A 16,716-nucleotide genomic window follows, 5' to 3' on the forward strand; every position below is an offset into this window, starting at 1 on the left:
GCGGTGCTCGACCCGGCGGTCGATGCGCGGCAGGCGCAGGCGGACATGATCGCCGCCCGGCGCGAAGGTGCAGCGGCTCGCAAGCGGGCGGAAAAGCTGGAGGCACGTGCCCGCGAAGTCACCGAGCAGGCCGAAACCACTGCGCGTGAGGCCGCCGCTATCGCCGCGCGGATTCAGGAAACCGATGCGCAGATCGCCGTGCAGTGCGCGCAGATCCGGCTGATCGCTTCGCAGCGGCAGGGCCTGAGGGCACAGTTGGCGCAGAAGCAGGGGCCTCTGGCGCGACTCACCGGGTCATTGCAGCGGCTGTCGCGGCGGCCTCCGTTGCTGGCCTTGCTGCGGCCGGGTTCGGTACGCGATGCGGTTTACATGCGGGCATTGCTCGACACGATGCTGCCCGAGGTGGAGGCGCGCACGGCGGGCCTGCGGGTAGCGATCGAGCGTGGGCGGGCGCTGGAGCAGCAGGCCAAGGCCGCTGCCGCCGGGCTCTCGCAGGCGCAGGCACAGATGCGCGAGCGACGCGGGCAACTCGCCGCCATCGAATCGCGCCAGCGGCTGGCCGGGCGCGAAGCCAGCGGTATCGCCGCGCGGGAAAGCGACCGGGCATTGGCGCTGGCGGAGAAGGCGCGCGATCTGGGCGATCTGGTGGTGCAGGTCGGTCGGCAGGGGGAATTGCGGGCGAGCCTCGCGGCGCTGCCGGGGCCGATCATGCGGCCCGCCCGGCCGGAGGATGCGCAAGTCATCGGCGCCGGGCAGTTCACGCCGCTGCCCGAGGGATTGTCCAGCTACATGCTGCCGGTGACCGGGCGACTGGTGACCGGATTCGGCGAGGATGCGCCGGGGCAGGCGCGCTCCAACGGGCTGGTCATGGCCCCGCGCGCGCATGCGCAGGCGGTCTCTCCGGCGCCGGGGCGAGTGGCTTTCGCGGGGCCGTATCGCGGCTTCCAGAGCATCGTCATCATCGAGCACGACGGCGGCTGGACCTCGCTTGTCACGGGCCTGGCGCGGCTGGACGTGGCAGTGGGTGCGCAAGTGGTCGCCGGGTCTCCCATCGGCGTGACCGGGCCGGGCGATCCGCGCGTGATGGTCGAGCTGCGGCAGGGCGGGGCGCCGGTCAATCCGCTTCAGTATATCCGGGCATTGTAAGGCGTCGTCCCGGGCTTGATCCGGGACCGGCGGCGGTCTTTAGGCACGCGACGTCGTCCAGGCGCCTCACCGCTTGCAATGCTGTTCATGGCCAGCGGTCCCGGATCAGGTCCGGGACGACGACATGGTTTTTCGGGCAATTAACCTGATGCCTCCTATATGAACGCAAATCCTGCCGTTCCGCTGGCGTTCACGGTCATCGGACGATAGGATGACGGTCATGAACCCCCGCCGGCCACCGCGCCGGACCGACGCATTGAAGAGGCATCACGCCCGATGAAGATTGCCCCGCTAATCCCCAAGCTGTTCAGGGCTACCCTGCTGGTTTCCGCCGTGGCCGTGCTGCCTGTGGCGACCTCTGGCCTGTCGGCGGTGGACACGCGCACCAGTCACGAGTTCGACAAGCTCTTCACGATCTACCAGATCGTGAAGGACAACTATGTCGACCAGGTGAGCGACGACAAGCTGCTCAAGGGCGCGATCGACGGCATGCTGGCCAGCCTCGATCCGCATTCGAACTACCTCGACGGCCAGTCGCTGCAGCGGCTGGAGACGATGATCGACGGCAAGTATACCGGCCTCGGCCTCTCGGTGGTCGAGGATGACGGCGCGGTGAAGATCGTCTCGCCGTTCAAGGGCAGCCCGGCGGAGAAGGCGGGGCTCAAGGCGGGCGACTACATCACCCACCTCGATGGCGTGCTCTATTACGAGCGCGATCTGGACGAGGCGGTATCGAAGATGCGCGGCGAGGCGGGCTCCTCGATCCGCCTGACGATCTTCCGCCCGGGCCGCGACGCGCCGTTCGACGTCACCGTGACGCGCGGCGTGATCGAGCTTGAGCCGGTGACCTGGGAATTCAAGGACAACGTCGGCGTGATCTCGGTCAACGAGTTCTCGCGCGATGTCGGTAACGACGTGAACAACGCCATTTCCGACCTCAAGAAGCAGGCGGCGGTGAAGGGCGGCAAGCTGACCGGCCTCGTGCTCGATCTGCGCTCCAACCCCGGCGGTTCGCTGGACGAAGCGGTGGCGCTGTCCGACCTGTTCCTCGACCATGGCGACATCGTCTCGCAGCGCGGGCGCAACGCGAACGAGAACCAGTTCTACCGCGCCGAATCGGTGTTCAAGGGCGACGTCGCCAAGGGCCTGCCGGTCGTCGTGCTGGTGGACGCGGGTTCGGCCTCGGCCTCGGAGATCGTCGCTGGCGCACTGCAGGACCAGCACCGCGCGGTGATCATGGGCGAGCGCACGTTCGGCAAGGGCTCGGTCCAGTCGTTCCTGCCGCTCGACCAGAACAGCGCGATCAAGATCACGACGGCGCGCTACTACACGCCTTCCGGCCACTCGGTGCAGGAGGGCGGCATTGCCCCCGACATCAAGGTTCCGCAGCTGTCCGATCCCGACGCCCGTGCCCGCGCCGAACGTGCGGTGCGCGAGTCCGACTTGCGCGGCCACCTCATCAACGAGGCGGCGCTCAAGGACAAGGATCTGGAAACCGACAAGCAGGACGATCCGCGCTTCAAGGTGACGGCCGCTGAGCTTGAAAAGGAAGGCATCAAGGACTTCCAGCTGCATTACGCGATCTCCACGCTGCAGCGCACGGCGGGCAAGCCCGCGCTTGCCGCCGTTTCCAAGAACTGACGGCAGGGGCACGAAGGGCATGGCCGTTTCCGCCGCACCGTCCGTGCGCGCCGCGCGTATGCTGGCGCTTGGCATTCCCGTCATCGCCCTCGGCGGGGCGCTGGTGAGCCAGTACGTGTTCGGGCTCAACCCTTGCGAGATGTGCTGGTGGCAGCGCTATCCGCACATGCTGGCCATCGTCTTCGCGCTGCTGGCGTTCTTCTGGCGGCCGGTGCGCCCGCTGGTGGCCGTCGCGGCGCTGGCGGTGCTGGTGTCCGGGCTGATCGGCGGCTTCCACGCCGGGGTCGAATATAAGTGGTGGGAAGGCGTGACCGCCTGCACCGCCAGCCCCTTCGCGGCAGGCGGCGATCCGCTCGACGCGATCATGAAGGCGCCGGTGATCCGCTGCGACGTGGCGCCGTGGAGCCTCTTCGGCATTTCGCTGGCGGGCTTCAACTTCCTGTTCTCGACGCTGGGCGCGCTGGCGGTCTTCGCCCTCATCGCCCGCAGCGACCGAAAGGCTTGAGATGAACGCGATGAGTAAGCGCAGCGAACGGATGTTGCGGGTCGATCAGGCGGGCGAATTCGGCGCCAACCGAATCTACGCGGGCCAGCTGGCGGTGATGGGCACGCGCGGTCCGCACTCGACCGAGATCGCCGGCATGGCCGCGCAGGAGGCCGAGCATCAGGCGAAGTTCGACGCGATGATCACGCAGCGCGGCGTGCGTCCCACGCTGCTGCAGCCGGTGTGGTCGGCCGCGGGCTTTGCGTTGGGCGCGGCGACGGCACTGATCGGGCCGGAAGCGGCGATGGCCTGCACCGCCGCGATCGAGACCGAGATCGACCGCCACTATACCGAGCAGCTCGAGGAACTGGGCGACGAAGACCCCGAACTGGGCGCCGCAATCCTGAAGTTCCGCGACGAGGAGCGCGAGCACCGCGATGCCGCGCTGGCGGCGGGCGCGGAGAAGGCCCCGGCCTATCCGCTGCTGTTCCACGCGATCCGCATGGGCTGCCGCGTGGCCATCAAGCTGTCGGAACGGATCTGACCTCTCGCGGGTTGTCTGGTTGTATTTGCCGCGTTTTCCGAGTCATCGGGTGTTTCCACCCGATTAGAAAACGCTCTTAAGCTGTCATTCAACCCGTAGCCTACCTATATCGGGCGCGACCCGATCATGACGCCTCCGGGCCGATACCTGCTGGAGCCACCGATGACCCGCCTTCTCCTCACTGCTGCAGCTGCCGCTCTTTCGCTGGCCGTCGCGCCCGCCGCATTCGCACAGGACGCCGGGCTTACCGATCCGGGCGGGGAGAAGGTCAACCAGCTGATCATCTACGGCGACGATCCGTGCCCGCAATCGGCCTCGGGCGACATCACCGTCTGCGCGCGCAAGCCCGAGGAAGAACGCTACCGCATCCCTGAGCCGCTGCGCGGCATAGACCAGCCCCAGTCCGAGGCATGGGCGAACAAGGTGCAGGCTTACGAAACCGTGGGTCGCTTCGGCACGCAGAGCTGTTCGCCGGCGGGTTCGGGCGGCTGGCTGGGCTGCACGCAGCAGCTCATCAACAGTGCCTATGCGGAAAAGGCCAACGGCTCGGAAGTCCGCTTCAGCGAACTGATCCAGGCCGAACGTGAAAAGCGCCTCTCCACCATCGATGCCGATGCCGCCGCCGATCAGGCGCGTGTCGAGGAAGCGGAAAAGGCCTATTTCGACCAGCGCCAGCGTCAGGAGGCGCAGCAGGACGCGGCCGCAGGGGCAAAGACCCCCGACCAGAAGTAACGCGCAACGAACGCTGCGGCCCGGTAACGTTGGATTTCCGACCGGGATCTGACACGTTCGGAAATCCTGCCCCGAATGCGTACGAGCGGCTATGTCCGATGGAACTCGCTGGCATCGTGACTAAGGGGGCTACAGGATGAACCGTTTCGCTTTCGCTTCGAGCGCCTTGGCTTTGATCGCCGTGCCTGCCTTGGGCGAGACGCCCATGCCGCAACGCGTTCCGATTGATGTCGGGCAGGGGGGCGAGCGGGTCGCGCAGACCATCGTGTACGGCGACGATCCGTGCCCGGTGTCGGCCTCGGGTGAGATCACCGTCTGCGCCCGCAAGCCGGAAGAGGAGCGCTACCGCATTCCCGAAGTGCTGCGAGACGCCGATCGCCCGCCGGTGGACAGCTGGACCAACAAGGTTCGGGATTATCAGGACGATGCCGGCCTGGGTGGATGTTCCGTTGCCGGGCGGTTCGGTGCGCTGGGATGCTGGCGGCAGTTCGTCGACCGCGCCTTTCGCGAACGCAAGGACGGTGCCGAAGGTCGCTACGCACAGCTGATCCAGGCCGAGCGGGAGAAGCGCCTTGCCGGGATCGACGCCGAGGCCAAGGCGGAGCAGACCCGCGTGGAGGAAATCGAGCGGGCCTACTTCGAGCGGCAGGAACGTCAGTCGGCATCAGGCGACGCGGTGGAGCAGATGCAAGGCGCCGTCGATGCTACGGCGCAGGAATAGCCGTCGCCACGCGATCGACACGGACAGCCTGGAGCGGCATTGCAAACCTGCGAAGCCCCGCTTCGCCCCCTGAAACCGCAAATCCGCTTGTCTTGTGAGACCAAACCGGCTGGAACGGCGCGTGATAATATGGCCGGGTGCAGCATTATGGGTACGCAATGGGCGTGACGGGTTCGATCGATTTTTTCCATGCCATCGCGGGGCTGCTCGTCGGTCTGCTGGTCGGACTGACCGGGGTGGGCGGCGGCTCGCTGATGACGCCGCTGCTGGTGCTGCTGTTCGGCGTCAGCGCCAAGACGGCGGTGGGCACCGACCTGCTGTTCGCCGCCGTGACCAAGATCGCCGGATCGGCGGTCCATGGCTCGCGCGAGAGCGTGGAGTGGAAGATCGTGCGCCGCATGGCCATGGGCAGCGTGCCCGCCGCCGTGGTGACATTGCTGGTGATGGCCCGGATGGGTTCGGTCGGCAAGTCGACAGAGCACGTCATTCTCCTCTCGCTGGCATGCCTTCTGGCGCTGACTTCGCTCGCGGTCATCGGGCGCAAGTGGCTGTTCCGCCATGCCCATGACGGCGCCGCGCAGCGTTCGCCGATGGTGGAACTCGGCGGCACGATCGCGCTGGGCGCCCTGATCGGCGTGGCCGTTTCGGTGTCCTCGGTGGGGGCGGGAGCGATCGGGGTCACCGTGCTCTTCGTGCTCTATCCCCGCCTGCCGGTGGCACGCATCGTCGGGTCGGACATTGCCCATGCCGTGCCGCTGACGCTGATCGCGGGCACCGGGCACTGGATCATGGGTGACGTCAACGGAACGCTGCTGACCAACCTGCTGATCGGCTCGATTCCGGGCGTGGTGGTGGGCAGCTACCTATCCTCGCGCGCGCCGGACAAGGTGTTGCAGCCGCTGCTGGCGGCGGTGCTGGCGGTGTCGTCATGGCAGCTGTTCGTGAAGGCGAACGCGCCGGATAAGGTCAAGGTGGATGTCATTGCTCCGGCCAAGGCGGCGGAGGTTCGCTGAGACTTCGTCGTCCCGGACTTGATCCGGGACCGCTGGCCGAGACCGACCCGGCCCACGGCAGGGTGCCTTGCCTATCGCTTACTTCTAAAGACAGCCACCGGTCCCGGATCAAGTCCGGGACGACGAAAATGGAAAAGGCCGGAGCATCAGCTCCGGCCTTTTGTACTTCGGCAGTTCGAGAAGGCCCTCAGACCAGCGCGATATCCGGCGCGTCTTCCTGCTTCATGCCGACGAGGTGGTAACCCGAGTCCACATGATGCGTCTCGCCGGTCACGCCCGAGGACAAGTCCGACAGGAAGTACAGGCCCGAGCCGCCCACGTCCTCGATCGTGGTGTTGCGGCGCAGCGGCGAGTTCAGCTCGTTCCACTTGAGGATGTAGCGGAAGTCGCCGATGCCGCTGGCGGCCAGTGTCTTGATCGGGCCGGCCGAGATCGCGTTGACGCGGATGCCTTGCGGGCCGAGGTCGTTGGCGAGGTACTTCACCGAGGCCTCGAGCGCCGCCTTGGCCACGCCCATGACGTTGTAGTGCGGCACGACCTTTTCGGCGCCGTAGTACGTCAGCGTCAGGATCGAGCCGCCATTCGGCATCATCGCCATCGCGCGCTTGGTCACGGCGACCAGCGAGTAGGCCGAGATGTTCATCGTCATCAGGAAGTTGTCGAGGCTGGTGTCGACATACTTGCCGCGCAGCTCGTTCTTGTCCGAGAAGCCGATGGCGTGGACCACGAAGTCGATCGTCTCCCAGCGCTCCGCCAGAGTGGCGAAGGCGGTGTCGATCGCGTCCATGTTCGACACGTCGCAGTCGATGAGGAAATCGGAGCCGAGGCTTTCCGCCAGCGGCCTCACCCGCTTGGCCAGCGCCTCGCCCTGATAGGCGAAGGCCAGTTCGGCCCCCTGTTCGTGCAGCTTCTTCGCGATACCCCAGGCCAGCGACTTGTCGTTGGCGAGGCCCATGATGAGCCCCCTCTTGCCGTGCATCAGACCGGTCATTCGTTTCTTCCTGTAACCACTTTAATCGTTGGGCCCGTTCGCCGGGCCGGAACCCGCGCCGAATTCCACGGGGACACCTGTACCCTCGTTCGCCTGCGCGAGCGCCGCGTTCAACTCCGCGCCTATGACCATCCCTAAGCCGACAAGCCAGAAAAAGAAAAGCGCGATCATCACTCCGGCGAGGCTTCCGTACGTCAAATCGTACATGAGGAAACTCTGCAACACTTTCGGCAGCGCCCAGGCGACCAGCAGCCACCATAGCGTGACGAACGCCGCTCCGGGCCATTTGCGGTAGCGCCGCTTCTGGTATGCCGAAGGGGTGAGCAGATAGAACAGCAGATAGATCGAGACGAAAATGCCGCCTCCGCTCATCGCCGTAGTGAGCGCCATTTGCTCGGAAAGCGTATCGAGCCGGGGGAATAGCGTCGCCAGCACCGTCTCGGCGGTCGAGAGCAGCACTTGCGAGGACAGCGAGATCAGCAGCAGCAGCACCGAGCCGAAGATCACCGCGCTCGACACCAGCCGGGATCGCCAGAAGCGGTGGCGCTTCTTCGCGTCGTAGGCGCGGTGGAGAATGTCGCGGATGGTCTCGATCAGGCTGCCCGAGGTCCACATGCCCAGGAACCCGCCGATCCACAGCAGCCAGCCATGGCGCGCGGCGGCGACGTCGTGGGCCACCGGGCGCAGCACGTCGCCCACGCGCGGAGGCAGGGCGCGCAGGATGGTGTCGATCGAGGCGCCCATCTGGTCCTGCTCGCCCAGCGCCGAGAGGATCGCGGCCAGCGCGATGAAGAAGGGGAACAGCGACAGCAGGCTCATGTAGGCGAGATTGCCCGCATGGATGAACCCGTCGTCCCAGGTGCCCGACACGACGCGGCCGATTACGCGGAATGTCCGGGTGCCCGGTCCCGCCTTGCGCCGCAGCTTTTTGCTCAGCGCTTCATGGTCAGGATCAGACGCCAAACTTCCCGCGCACGTCGCGGCTGTCATGCCAGCCTTCGAGGCGGGCGGCGAGGTCTGCATCGCCCTCGGGCAGGGTGATCTGCAGGGTGATCAACTGGTCGCCGCGCGAGCCGTCCTTGCGCGTCATCCCGCGTCCCTTGAGGCGCAGCGCCTTGCCGGAGCTGGAGCCCGCCGGAACCGAGAGCATCACCGCTCCCGAAGGCGTCGGCGCCTTGACCTTGGCGCCGAGCAGCGCTTCGTCCAGCGTGATCGGCAGGTCGAGGCGCAAGTCGTCGCCGTCGCGCCGGAAGAAGGCGTGCGGCTGGATGTGGACGGTGACGGTGGCATCGCCATTGCCGCCGGGGCCGGGCTCGCCCTTGCCCGCAAGGCGCATCTGGGTGCCGTCCTCGACGCCCGCAGGCAGCTTGAGGTCGATGGTCTTGCCGTCCGACAGGGTGATGCGCTGGGGCTTCAGTTCCGCCGCGTCGGTCAGCGGCACGGCGAGGCGGTAGTTGACGTTGGCGCCCTTGGGCGCGGCGCGGCCCCGGCCGCCTCCCATGCCGCCCATCCCGGCGCGGCCGCCGCCACCGAAGATGCCGCCGAAGATGTCTTCGAGGTCGATCCCTTCCTCGGCGCCGAAACCGCCGCCGAAGCCGCGCTGGCCGCCGGGGCCGCCGCCATAACCGCCTGCGCCGAAACCGCCGCCGAAGGGGCTGGCCGGGTTGCCCTCGGCGTCGATCTCGCCCCGGTCGAACTGGGCGCGCTTGGTCTTGTCCGAAAGCAGGTCGTAAGCGCGCGTCACGTCGTTGAAGCGCGCGGCCGCCGCCGGGTTGTCCTTGTTGGTGTCGGGGTGGAGTTCCTTCGCCAGCTTGCGGTAGGCGGACTTGATGTCCTTTTCGCTCGCACCGCGGGGCACGCCAAGGGTGGTATAGGGATCTGCTGCCATGATGCCCCTAGCTAGGTTGCGTGGCGGGTTTGGACAAGCGCTCTCGCAGGTTGCGCGGAACGTTTGCGTTCCCTAGTTCGCACAGGAGACTTGTCCGCGATCAAGGCCATCTCCCGTGCAACCGGGCATCCGCGCAAGGGTTCCCATCTCGAAACGCAGGAATTCGCACAGTGACCATAGCGCATCCTTCCGAAACCGACGCCCGCGAGCTTATCCCGCATGGCGATCCCTTCGCGCTGTTCACGCAGTGGTACGATGAAGCGCGCGAGAGGGAACCCAACGATTCCAACGCAATGGCACTCGCCACCGCGACGCCGGACGGCCAGCCCTCGGTGCGCATGGTGCTGCTGAAGGGCTACGACACCTCCGGCTTCGTGTTCTACACCAATGGCCACAGCCGCAAGGGGCAGGAGATCGCCGCCAACCCGCAGGTCGCGCTGCTGTTCCACTGGAAGAGCCTGCGCCGCCAGATCCGCATCGAAGGCACCCTTTCGCCCGTAAGCGAGGCCGAGGCCGAGGCCTATTTCCATTCGCGCGCCCGCGATTCGCAGCTCGGCGCAGTGGCGTCCGACCAGTCCGCCCCGCTCGATTCGCGTGAAACCTTCCTCGCCCGCTATGAGGACGTGCGTGCCCGCTTCGAGGGCGGCGAGGTCGAGCGTCCCGCGCACTGGGGCGGCTGGCGCGTGCGCCCGCAGGCGATGGAGTTCTGGCACGACCGCCCCTATCGCCTCCACGAGCGCCGCCGCTTCGAGCACGGCCCGGAAGGCTGGGCCAGTTCGCTGCTCTATCCGTGAGTGATCACGGGGCTCTCAACCGCAGCGCGGCCTTCGCCAGCATCGGCGCGGCAACGTTGCTGATCGCGATCAAGGGCTGGGCGGCATGGTCCACCGGCTCCACCGCGATGCTGGGGAGCCTGGCCGACACCGCGCTTGACCTCGTCGCCAGCGTGGCGACCTTGCTGGGCGTGTGGATCGCCGCGCACCCGCCCGACGACAAGCACCGCTTCGGCCACGGCAAGGCAGAAGCGATCGCGGCGCTGTTCCAGATCGTGCTGATCTCGATCTCGGCGCTGGGCATCGCCGCGCGCGCGGTGGAGGATTTCTTCGCGGGTGCACGGGTCGAGGCGGCGGGCACCGGCATCGGCGTCTCGCTGGCGGCGATCGTAGTGACGTTCGCGTTGATCGCCTGGCAGCGCCATGTGATCCGCCGGACCGGCAGCCTCGCGATCGCGACCGATAGCGTGCATTATCAGTCGGACCTGCTGCTCAACGTGGCGGTGATCGCGGCGCTGGTGATCGACCAGTACCTCGGCGTTTCGGGCGCGGACCCGCTGTTCGGCCTCGGCATCGCGCTGTGGCTGGCCTGGGGCGCCTGGAAGGCGTCCGAGGAGGTGCTCGACCAGCTGATGGACCACGAGTGGCCGGCGGAGAAGAAGCAGCGCTTCCTCGAGGTGCTCGCCCGCAATCCCGACATCACCGGCGTCCACGACTTGCGCACGCGCACCTCGGGCAACCGCGACTTCGTGCAGTTCCACGTCTGGGTCGATGCGAACATGACCGTGCGCGAGGCGCACAAGGTGATGGATGCGCTGGAAGCGCGGCTGAAGGCGGAATTTCCCGGCACCGAGATACTGATCCATCCGGACCCCGAAGGACTGGTCGACGAGGCCGGCGATGCGGGCCTGGACGTGCTGCCGCCGATCCGGGTGGGGTGAGGAGCACAGGAACGGGAGGTTTTTGCGTCTGTCCCGCCTGTTATTACAACTCGTTCATTACCTTGTATTTTCGGATTTTCTGATGCACCCGATGACCGCCTGCAGCCCGCAGGCGAACGGGGGATTTCATGAAGATCGTGTACTGGGGCGCGGCGATTGCTGCGGCCGCCATGGTGGGTGCGTGCGGCGGTGACGATGGCAATGGCAACGGAGGCCCTCCGCCCCTGGCGACGTTGAACGTCACGATGGCAGCCCCGACGCTGAACGTCAGCTCCGCCGAAGGCCAGACCGGCCATTTCGAGATCGGCGCCAGCTACACCGGATCGTCTTCGGGCAATGTCGTGGCCGACGTGAAGTTCTCCGACCGGCGCTTCGCCCTCGATGGTGCGCCGGTCGCCGCGGGGCAGGGCTACACCGTGAAGTTCGCCACCGTCGATCTTCCGGCGGGCGGCAAGACCTCTACCGAGGTGACCTTCCGCCTCTGCACCGATGCGACATGCGGGACCGTCTATCCGGGTTCTACTCAGACCTTCACCGTCAACCTCGACGTGCCGCTCCAGGCGTGGGGCACCTTCCAGCGCAACGGTGCGCATACCGGCTATGTGCCGGTGAATTACAAGGTCGCGGACTTCGTGAAGGCCTGGGAATACGCGGGGCAGTCGATCCAGGCCCCGGCCGCGACGGCCGACATGGTGGCTATCACGACCGTCGAGCCGTCGACCGGCGGGACCTGGCAGTATCGGGGCACGGTGCGCGGCCTCAATGCTGCGGACGGCGCCGAGAAGTGGAACTACGATCTGGGCTCGCAGATCTACGCCTCCGGCTATCTCAGCGGTCCTGCGATCTCCGACGGACTGGTGCACGTGACCTCAATGGAGAGTTCGAGCGGCACGAACCCGCAATGGGTGTTCGACCTCGCTACCGGCGCGTTCAAGCAGCAGATGCACTTCGCGTCGCAATGGTCGACATTCAACCAGCCGGTCGCTTCGGCGGGCTCCGTCTACATGTCGGCGGGGTACTACGGCAACGTCGTCTACGGCTTCGATGCCTTGTCCGGCGCCAAGCGCTGGGAGACGTTCGGGAGCTACGGCGTGTGGGCGGGAGAAAGCCCGGCGGTCGATGACAACTATGTCTATTACTATTCGGGCCGCGCGCTGGACGTCATCGACCGGGGCACCGGCGTACTCGTGCGCAGCGTCGCCGATTCCGGATACCAGCAGCAGAGCTACGACTGGTTCAGCGCGCCGGTCCTGGGATCGGGCGGCAAGGTCTTTCTCTATTCGGCGAACCGGACATTCTATACGGCCAGCCAGCTGATCGCGCTGGACCTGAATACCGAGACGACATCGTGGCGCTCGATCGCGCGGTACACGACGGCCTTCGCCTATGCCGGCGATACGATCTACGCCGTGCGGGACGATGCGCACGTCCTGAGCGCGATCAATGCGGCAACGGGCGAGGTCAAATGGTCGACCTCGATTCCCACCTCGGACACGTTCGCGGGCAATGTCGTGGCCACCGGAAGCCATGTCTTCGTCTCGACCGAGAATGAGACCTGGGCGATCGACCTCAAGGATGCCGGGCACAAGATCGTCTGGACGGCGCCGACCGGCGGCCGTCTGGCGATCACGCCAGGCAATCTGCTGCTGACGGCGCAGCGTGCCAAGCTGACCGCCTACAAGCTGTTCTGAGCGGGCATGGGCCGATGGGCGTTCTTTGCCCGCCGGCCCTTACTTCTGCCTCAGCGCCGCGACGCAGGCGGCCCGGTCCACATTCTGCCCGTCCGAGGAACGCCGCGTTTCCACGTATGTGGCGTGCGGCTCCTTCGAGCTGGTGCTGGGATAGAGGAACACGTCGAGCACGCAGGCGGTGCCAATGAACTGCAGCTTGCGCGCGTCACCTTCCCACACGTCGAGGCGGGGCTCCCCGAACATGCGGGTGAGCTGGCCCTGGTTGGCGCCGATCACGCCTTCGAGGCCGGGCGCCATCTGCACGGCGGCGTCGCGCGGCGCGGCGCGGGTCGGCTGGCGGGTGACGGGGACGCCCTTGATCCGTTTGCCGGGTGGCGGCGCGGGCGTGCTCGCCACGTTGCCGCCGGTCGATGAACAGGCCGACAGGGCAAGCGCCAGCGCAGCCGCACCAAGCGGAAGAAGGAAGCGGGGCTGCAGGGGAACTCTCCCGGAAGACGTCGTGCTCATGATTGCAGGCGGCATCGCCCGAGGGCGCGGCCGAGTCAACGGGCCATCGCCCGAAGCCCATGCGCCTGCGGGGAACGGCGGCTTTCCTACAGACGCGGCGGCGGGGTATTCTGGTGCCATGTTCCGGATCACCCGTTTCCCAGACCTGTCAACTTGCGCCGCGCGCAAGGTTACACTTTGCGCCTGCAAGGTGACACATCGCCTGCACAAGGTGACACCTTTGCGGCACAAGGTGACACATCAGGGCTTACAAGGTGACACTTTCGGGCCCGAAATGGCTCAAAATCGCCGCAAGGTGACACCTTTTCCCTCTGGACCGTGTCAACCGTGTAAACCTGCGTCACCTTGCGCGGCCGCCGAACCGCCCTTGACCTGCAACACCCAAGCGCTAGGCAACCCGCCATGTCCTACCCCGTCTCCCCGCTCGCTTCGCCCTTCCCCGCCCTGCCCGAGATCGCGGGGGTCGTGCCGCATGTCGTGCGCGCCGGCTACAAGGACTGGGGCCGCTGCGACCTCACGTACGTCACGCTGGAGGAAGGCACCGCGGTCGCGGGCGTTTTCACGAAGAACGTATGCTGCTCGTCCGAGGTCGATCTCGGCCGCGAGAACGCGAAGCTCGGCCGCGCCCGCGCGCTGGTGGTGAATGCGGGCAATTCCAATGCCTTCACCGGCTATCGCGGGCGCGAGGCGGTGGAGCAGATCATGGAGCAGGTCGCCGCGCACATCGGCTGTCCGAAGGAGCAGGTCTTCGTCTCCTCGACCGGCGTGATCGGCGTGCCGCTGCCCAAGGACAAGGCACGCGAGGGTGTGGAAAAGGCCCTCACCGCCGAGCCCTGCAGCTGGGAAGACGCCGCCAATACCATCGCCACCACCGACACTTTCGCGAAGGGCGCCGCCGCCACCGCCATGGTCGGCGATACCAAGGTGAAGATCAGCGCCATCATCAAGGGTTCCGGCATGATCGCGCCCGACATGGCGACGATGCTGGGCTACCTGTTCACCGACGCCGCCGTGGAGCCGGGCTTCCTGCAGGCCTGCCTTTCCGCCGCGAACCTGCGCACGTTCTCGTGCATCACCGTCGATTCGGACACCTCGACCAGCGACACCGTCCTCGCCTTCGCCACCGGCAAGGCGGGCAATGCACCGATCACCGGCTTCGACAGCCCCGGCGCCCACGCCTTCGCCGCCGCGATCCATGACGTCTGCCGCCAGCTCGCCCACCTCGTCGTGCGTGACGGTGAAGGCGCGCAGAAGTTCATCGCCGTCTCCGTATCGGGCGCGGTGTCGGACGAGAGTGCCCGCAAGGTCGGCATGGCGATCGCCAACTCCCCGTTGGTCAAGACCGCCATCGCCGGCGAGGACGCCAACTGGGGCCGCGTCGTCATGGCCGTCGGCAAGGCCGGCGAGCCAGCCGACCGCGACAAGCTCTCGATCGGCTTCGGCGGCACCTGGGCCGCGCAGCAGGGCCTGCCGCTGGCAGACTACGACGAGGCGCCCGTCGCCGCGCATCTCAAGGGTCAGGACATCTCGATCGAGGTCGATCTCGGCCTCGGCGAAGGCACCGCAACCGTGTGGACCTGCGACCTGACGCACGGCTACATCTCGATCAACGCGGACTACCGGAGCTGATATGACTGCACCGTTCTTCACGATCTGGGGCCGCCTGAACTCGCACAACGTCAAGAAGGTGGCCTGGTTCGCCGAGGAACTGGGCCTCAAGTACCAGCGCCATGACATAGGCGGAAAGTTCGGCTTCACCGATGAATACCTCGCCAAGAACCCCAACCGCCTGATCCCCACGATCGAGGACGGCAAGGTGGTGCTGTGGGAATCGAACGCGATCCTGCGCTACATGGCGGCCGAATACGGCGGCGCTGCATGGTTTGCCGCCGATCCCATCGACCGTGCCCTCGCCGACCGCTGGATGGACTGGCAGTTCACCTATGCCGACGCGCAGCGCGCGCCGTTCCTCGCCACGGCGCGCCAGTCGCCGGATCAGTGGGACCATGCCGCCATCGCCAAGGGCATCGCCGACTGCGCGAAGCAGTTGGCGATCATGGACACGTACCTCACCGGCAAGCCCTGGCTCTCGGGCGCGCAGTTCGGCATCGGCGACATTCCCATGGGGGTCTACGCCTACACCTGGTTCAACCTGAAGTTCGACGCCTTCGGGATCGAGCAGCCGGAGTTCCCTGCCATCGCCGACTGGTACGCGCGCATCGTCAAGCGCCCCGGCTTCGCCGAGCAGGTGATGATCCCCCTGACATGATGATGCCCGCCCTTCACGCCGCCGTCGAGACGATCATGCGCGAGGCGAGCGAGCACGCGATCCTCCCGCACTACCAGAAGCTCGCCGCCAGCCAGATCGACGCCAAGGCCCCGGACGACGTCGTCACCGTGGCCGACAAGCAGGCCGAAGCGCTGCTGACCGAGCGCCTGTCCACGCTCCTGCCCGAAGCCGACGTGGTGGGCGAGGAAGCCGCCTTCGCCGATACCTCGGTGATGGAGCGCCTGAAGGACCGCCTGTGCTGGATCGTCGATCCGCTCGACGGCACCAACAACTTCGCCGCCGGCAAGCCGCCCTTCGGCGTTCTCGTCGCGCTGGCGGAAAAGGGCGAGACGATCGGCGGCTGGATCCTCGACTGCCTGACCGGCCGCTTCTGCCGCACCGACCTCGGCGGCGGCGCCTGGATCGACGGGGAACGGATCACCGCGCGCACCACCGGGGCCGAGCCGCCGGTCGCCGCGATCTCGACGATCTTCCTCGATGACGGCGCGCGCGAGAAGGTGCTCACGCACATCGCCCCGCACTACACCCTGGTCGATATCCCGCGCTGCGCGGCCGAGCAATATCCCCGCCTCGTCAATGGCACCAACGACATCTCGGTGTTCAACCGCACCCTGCCGTGGGACCACGCGGCGGGCGTACTGTTCCTCAACGAGGCCGGCGGCAAGGCGGCAAGGCCGGACGGCAGCGCCTACCGCGTGAACGAGTACGAACGCCGCGACCTGATCGGCGCCTCCAGCCCGGCGCTCTGGGAAGCGTTTGCGGAAGTGGTGGCAAGGCTAGGCTGACGGCAGGGATTTTCCCCACCCCGTCCGGCTAGGCGATAAATCGCCAAGCCTTCCCGGCCCTCCCGCAAGCGGGAGGGCAAAGCGCCCCTACTTCTGCGGGGGTGGGCTTTCCCGCAAAAGAAAACCCCCGCCGTTCCCACGGCAGGGGCCTCTTCAAACTCAGACCTAAGCGATCAGAGTTCGCTTTCGATCCAGCCCTTCAGCGCGCTCTTGGGAGCGGCGCCGAGCTTCTTGGCCACCGGCTGGCCGTCCTTGAACAACACCAGCAGCGGGATCGACTGCACACCGATCGCCGAGGGCGTCTCGGTGTTGGCCATGATGTCCATCTTGGCGATGGTGATTTGTTCGCCCAGTTCCTCGGCGATTTCCTCAAGAGCGGGAGCGATCATCTTGCACGGGCCGCACCAGTCCGCCCAGAAATCGACGAGGACGGGCTTGTCGGACTTGAGGACGTCGGCCTCGAAGCTGGCATCGGTGACGGCAATAGTGGACATCGGTTGACTCCTGAACTTTGGAATTGGGCGACAACTTAGGGATGAAACCCGGCGACGCAACGCCGGAGCGGTGAA

Annotated in this window: 18 protein-coding genes; 13 read left to right on the forward strand and 5 right to left on the reverse strand. The window is 66.7% G+C overall.

Annotated features, from left to right (window positions below; translation table 11 throughout):
• The 7 genes from LH128_RS10700 to LH128_RS10730 form a co-directional block, all read left to right on the forward strand.
• A partial coding sequence (locus tag LH128_RS10700) for a murein hydrolase activator EnvC family protein (protein WP_008829643.1) occupies nucleotides 1–1,146 on the forward strand: 1,146 nt, incomplete at its 5' end.
• Nucleotides 1,147–1,422: 276 nt separating this feature from the next.
• Nucleotides 1,423–2,787, forward strand: coding sequence for a S41 family peptidase (locus tag LH128_RS10705; protein WP_008829644.1), 1,365 nt, complete (start codon nucleotides 1,423–1,425; stop codon nucleotides 2,785–2,787).
• Between the two features lie 19 nt (nucleotides 2,788–2,806).
• Entirely contained in the window at nucleotides 2,807–3,292 is a 486-nt protein-coding gene (locus LH128_RS10710; RefSeq protein ID WP_008829645.1) for a disulfide bond formation protein B, read from the forward strand.
• A gap of 1 nt (nucleotide 3,293) precedes the next feature.
• Nucleotides 3,294–3,815 carry a demethoxyubiquinone hydroxylase family protein gene (locus LH128_RS10715; RefSeq protein WP_008829646.1) on the forward strand — a complete coding sequence of 174 codons (522 nt, stop codon included), beginning with the start codon at nucleotides 3,294–3,296 and terminating at the stop codon, nucleotides 3,813–3,815.
• A gap of 162 nt (nucleotides 3,816–3,977) precedes the next feature.
• The gene (locus tag LH128_RS10720; protein ID WP_008829647.1) at nucleotides 3,978–4,547 is read left to right on the forward strand and encodes a hypothetical protein; all 570 of its coding nucleotides are present in this window, start codon (nucleotides 3,978–3,980) and stop codon (nucleotides 4,545–4,547) included.
• A 136-nt stretch (nucleotides 4,548–4,683) separates the two neighbouring features.
• Nucleotides 4,684–5,268: a hypothetical protein gene (locus LH128_RS10725; RefSeq protein WP_008829648.1), complete on the forward strand. Its 585-nt coding sequence runs from the start codon at nucleotides 4,684–4,686 to the stop codon at nucleotides 5,266–5,268.
• A gap of 158 nt (nucleotides 5,269–5,426) precedes the next feature.
• Nucleotides 5,427–6,281: a sulfite exporter TauE/SafE family protein gene (locus tag LH128_RS10730; protein WP_008829649.1), complete on the forward strand. Its 855-nt coding sequence runs from the start codon at nucleotides 5,427–5,429 to the stop codon at nucleotides 6,279–6,281.
• 187 nt (nucleotides 6,282–6,468) lie between these two features.
• On the opposite strand, the gene fabI is transcribed toward LH128_RS10730, so the two are convergent.
• The 3 genes from fabI to LH128_RS10745 are packed head-to-tail and all read right to left on the reverse strand — an operon-like array spanning nucleotide 6,469 to nucleotide 9,160.
• On the reverse strand, nucleotides 6,469–7,272 hold the full coding sequence (gene fabI, locus LH128_RS10735; RefSeq protein ID WP_008829650.1) for an enoyl-ACP reductase FabI: 804 nt from the start codon (nucleotides 7,270–7,272) through the stop codon (nucleotides 6,469–6,471).
• Nucleotides 7,273–7,293: 21 nt separating this feature from the next.
• Nucleotides 7,294–8,235 carry a YihY/virulence factor BrkB family protein gene (locus tag LH128_RS10740; RefSeq protein WP_008829651.1) on the reverse strand — a complete coding sequence of 314 codons (942 nt, stop codon included), beginning with the start codon at nucleotides 8,233–8,235 and terminating at the stop codon, nucleotides 7,294–7,296.
• Nucleotides 8,225–9,160, reverse strand: coding sequence for a DnaJ C-terminal domain-containing protein (locus LH128_RS10745; protein WP_008829652.1), 936 nt, complete (start codon nucleotides 9,158–9,160; stop codon nucleotides 8,225–8,227). The genes LH128_RS10740 and LH128_RS10745 overlap by 11 nt, the downstream gene beginning before the upstream one ends.
• A gap of 170 nt (nucleotides 9,161–9,330) precedes the next feature.
• On the opposite strand from LH128_RS10745, the gene pdxH reads away from it, so the two are divergent.
• The 3 genes from pdxH to LH128_RS10760 all read left to right on the forward strand — a co-directional run bounded on the left by pdxH (nucleotide 9,331) and on the right by LH128_RS10760 (nucleotide 12,565).
• The gene (pdxH, locus tag LH128_RS10750; RefSeq protein ID WP_008829653.1) at nucleotides 9,331–9,954 is read left to right on the forward strand and encodes a pyridoxamine 5'-phosphate oxidase; all 624 of its coding nucleotides are present in this window, start codon (nucleotides 9,331–9,333) and stop codon (nucleotides 9,952–9,954) included.
• Nucleotides 9,951–10,874, forward strand: coding sequence for a cation diffusion facilitator family transporter (locus LH128_RS10755; protein WP_008829654.1), 924 nt, complete (start codon nucleotides 9,951–9,953; stop codon nucleotides 10,872–10,874). Before pdxH ends, LH128_RS10755 begins: the two co-directional genes overlap by 4 nt.
• A gap of 128 nt (nucleotides 10,875–11,002) precedes the next feature.
• The gene (locus tag LH128_RS10760; RefSeq protein WP_008829655.1) at nucleotides 11,003–12,565 is read left to right on the forward strand and encodes an outer membrane protein assembly factor BamB family protein; all 1,563 of its coding nucleotides are present in this window, start codon (nucleotides 11,003–11,005) and stop codon (nucleotides 12,563–12,565) included.
• Between the two features lie 39 nt (nucleotides 12,566–12,604).
• On the opposite strand, the gene LH128_RS10765 is transcribed toward LH128_RS10760, so the two are convergent.
• Nucleotides 12,605–13,072 (reverse strand): hypothetical protein, encoded by a 468-nt coding sequence (locus tag LH128_RS10765; protein WP_008829656.1) that lies wholly within the window; start codon nucleotides 13,070–13,072, stop codon nucleotides 12,605–12,607.
• Nucleotides 13,073–13,474: 402 nt separating this feature from the next.
• Here LH128_RS10765 and argJ point away from each other — a divergent pair, with 402 nt between their 5' ends.
• From argJ to LH128_RS10780, 3 genes are read left to right on the forward strand one after another with little or no spacing between them, the layout of a single operon-like run.
• The gene (gene argJ, locus LH128_RS10770; protein WP_008829657.1) at nucleotides 13,475–14,701 is read left to right on the forward strand and encodes a bifunctional glutamate N-acetyltransferase/amino-acid acetyltransferase ArgJ; all 1,227 of its coding nucleotides are present in this window, start codon (nucleotides 13,475–13,477) and stop codon (nucleotides 14,699–14,701) included.
• 1 nt (nucleotide 14,702) lies between these two features.
• Entirely contained in the window at nucleotides 14,703–15,341 is a 639-nt protein-coding gene (locus tag LH128_RS10775) for a glutathione S-transferase family protein (RefSeq protein ID WP_008829658.1), read from the forward strand.
• On the forward strand, nucleotides 15,338–16,147 hold the full coding sequence (locus LH128_RS10780) for an inositol monophosphatase family protein (RefSeq protein ID WP_008829659.1): 810 nt from the start codon (nucleotides 15,338–15,340) through the stop codon (nucleotides 16,145–16,147). The genes LH128_RS10775 and LH128_RS10780 overlap by 4 nt, the downstream gene beginning before the upstream one ends.
• Nucleotides 16,148–16,320: 173 nt before the next feature.
• Here the strand turns inward: LH128_RS10780 and trxA are convergent, their stop codons facing one another.
• The gene (gene trxA, locus LH128_RS10785) at nucleotides 16,321–16,641 is read right to left on the reverse strand and encodes a thioredoxin (protein ID WP_008829660.1); all 321 of its coding nucleotides are present in this window, start codon (nucleotides 16,639–16,641) and stop codon (nucleotides 16,321–16,323) included.
• Nucleotides 16,642–16,716: the final 75 nt, after the last annotated feature.

It is taken from the genome of Sphingomonas sp. LH128, assembly GCF_000293195.2.
GTDB classification, from domain to species: Bacteria; Pseudomonadota; Alphaproteobacteria; order Sphingomonadales; family Sphingomonadaceae; genus Novosphingobium; species Novosphingobium resinovorum_A.

Coding starts and splice junctions, on each gene's coding strand:
- LH128_RS10705 (WP_008829644.1), top strand. CDS start 1,423: ATGAAGATTGCCCCGCTAATCCCCAAGCTGTTCAGGGCTACCCTGCTG.
- LH128_RS10710 (WP_008829645.1), top strand. CDS start 2,807: ATGGCCGTTTCCGCCGCACCGTCCGTGCGCGCCGCGCGTATGCTGGCG.
- LH128_RS10715 (WP_008829646.1), top strand. CDS start 3,294: ATGAACGCGATGAGTAAGCGCAGCGAACGGATGTTGCGGGTCGATCAG.
- LH128_RS10720 (WP_008829647.1), top strand. CDS start 3,978: ATGACCCGCCTTCTCCTCACTGCTGCAGCTGCCGCTCTTTCGCTGGCC.
- LH128_RS10725 (WP_008829648.1), top strand. CDS start 4,684: ATGAACCGTTTCGCTTTCGCTTCGAGCGCCTTGGCTTTGATCGCCGTG.
- LH128_RS10730 (WP_008829649.1), top strand. CDS start 5,427: ATGGGCGTGACGGGTTCGATCGATTTTTTCCATGCCATCGCGGGGCTG.
- fabI (WP_008829650.1), bottom strand. CDS start 7,272: ATGACCGGTCTGATGCACGGCAAGAGGGGGCTCATCATGGGCCTCGCC.
- LH128_RS10745 (WP_008829652.1), bottom strand. CDS start 9,160: ATGGCAGCAGATCCCTATACCACCCTTGGCGTGCCCCGCGGTGCGAGC.
- LH128_RS10760 (WP_008829655.1), top strand. CDS start 11,003: ATGAAGATCGTGTACTGGGGCGCGGCGATTGCTGCGGCCGCCATGGTG.
- LH128_RS10765 (WP_008829656.1), bottom strand. CDS start 13,072: ATGAGCACGACGTCTTCCGGGAGAGTTCCCCTGCAGCCCCGCTTCCTT.
- argJ (WP_008829657.1), top strand. CDS start 13,475: ATGTCCTACCCCGTCTCCCCGCTCGCTTCGCCCTTCCCCGCCCTGCCC.
- LH128_RS10775 (WP_008829658.1), top strand. CDS start 14,703: ATGACTGCACCGTTCTTCACGATCTGGGGCCGCCTGAACTCGCACAAC.
- LH128_RS10780 (WP_008829659.1), top strand. CDS start 15,338: ATGATGATGCCCGCCCTTCACGCCGCCGTCGAGACGATCATGCGCGAG.
- trxA (WP_008829660.1), bottom strand. CDS start 16,641: ATGTCCACTATTGCCGTCACCGATGCCAGCTTCGAGGCCGACGTCCTC.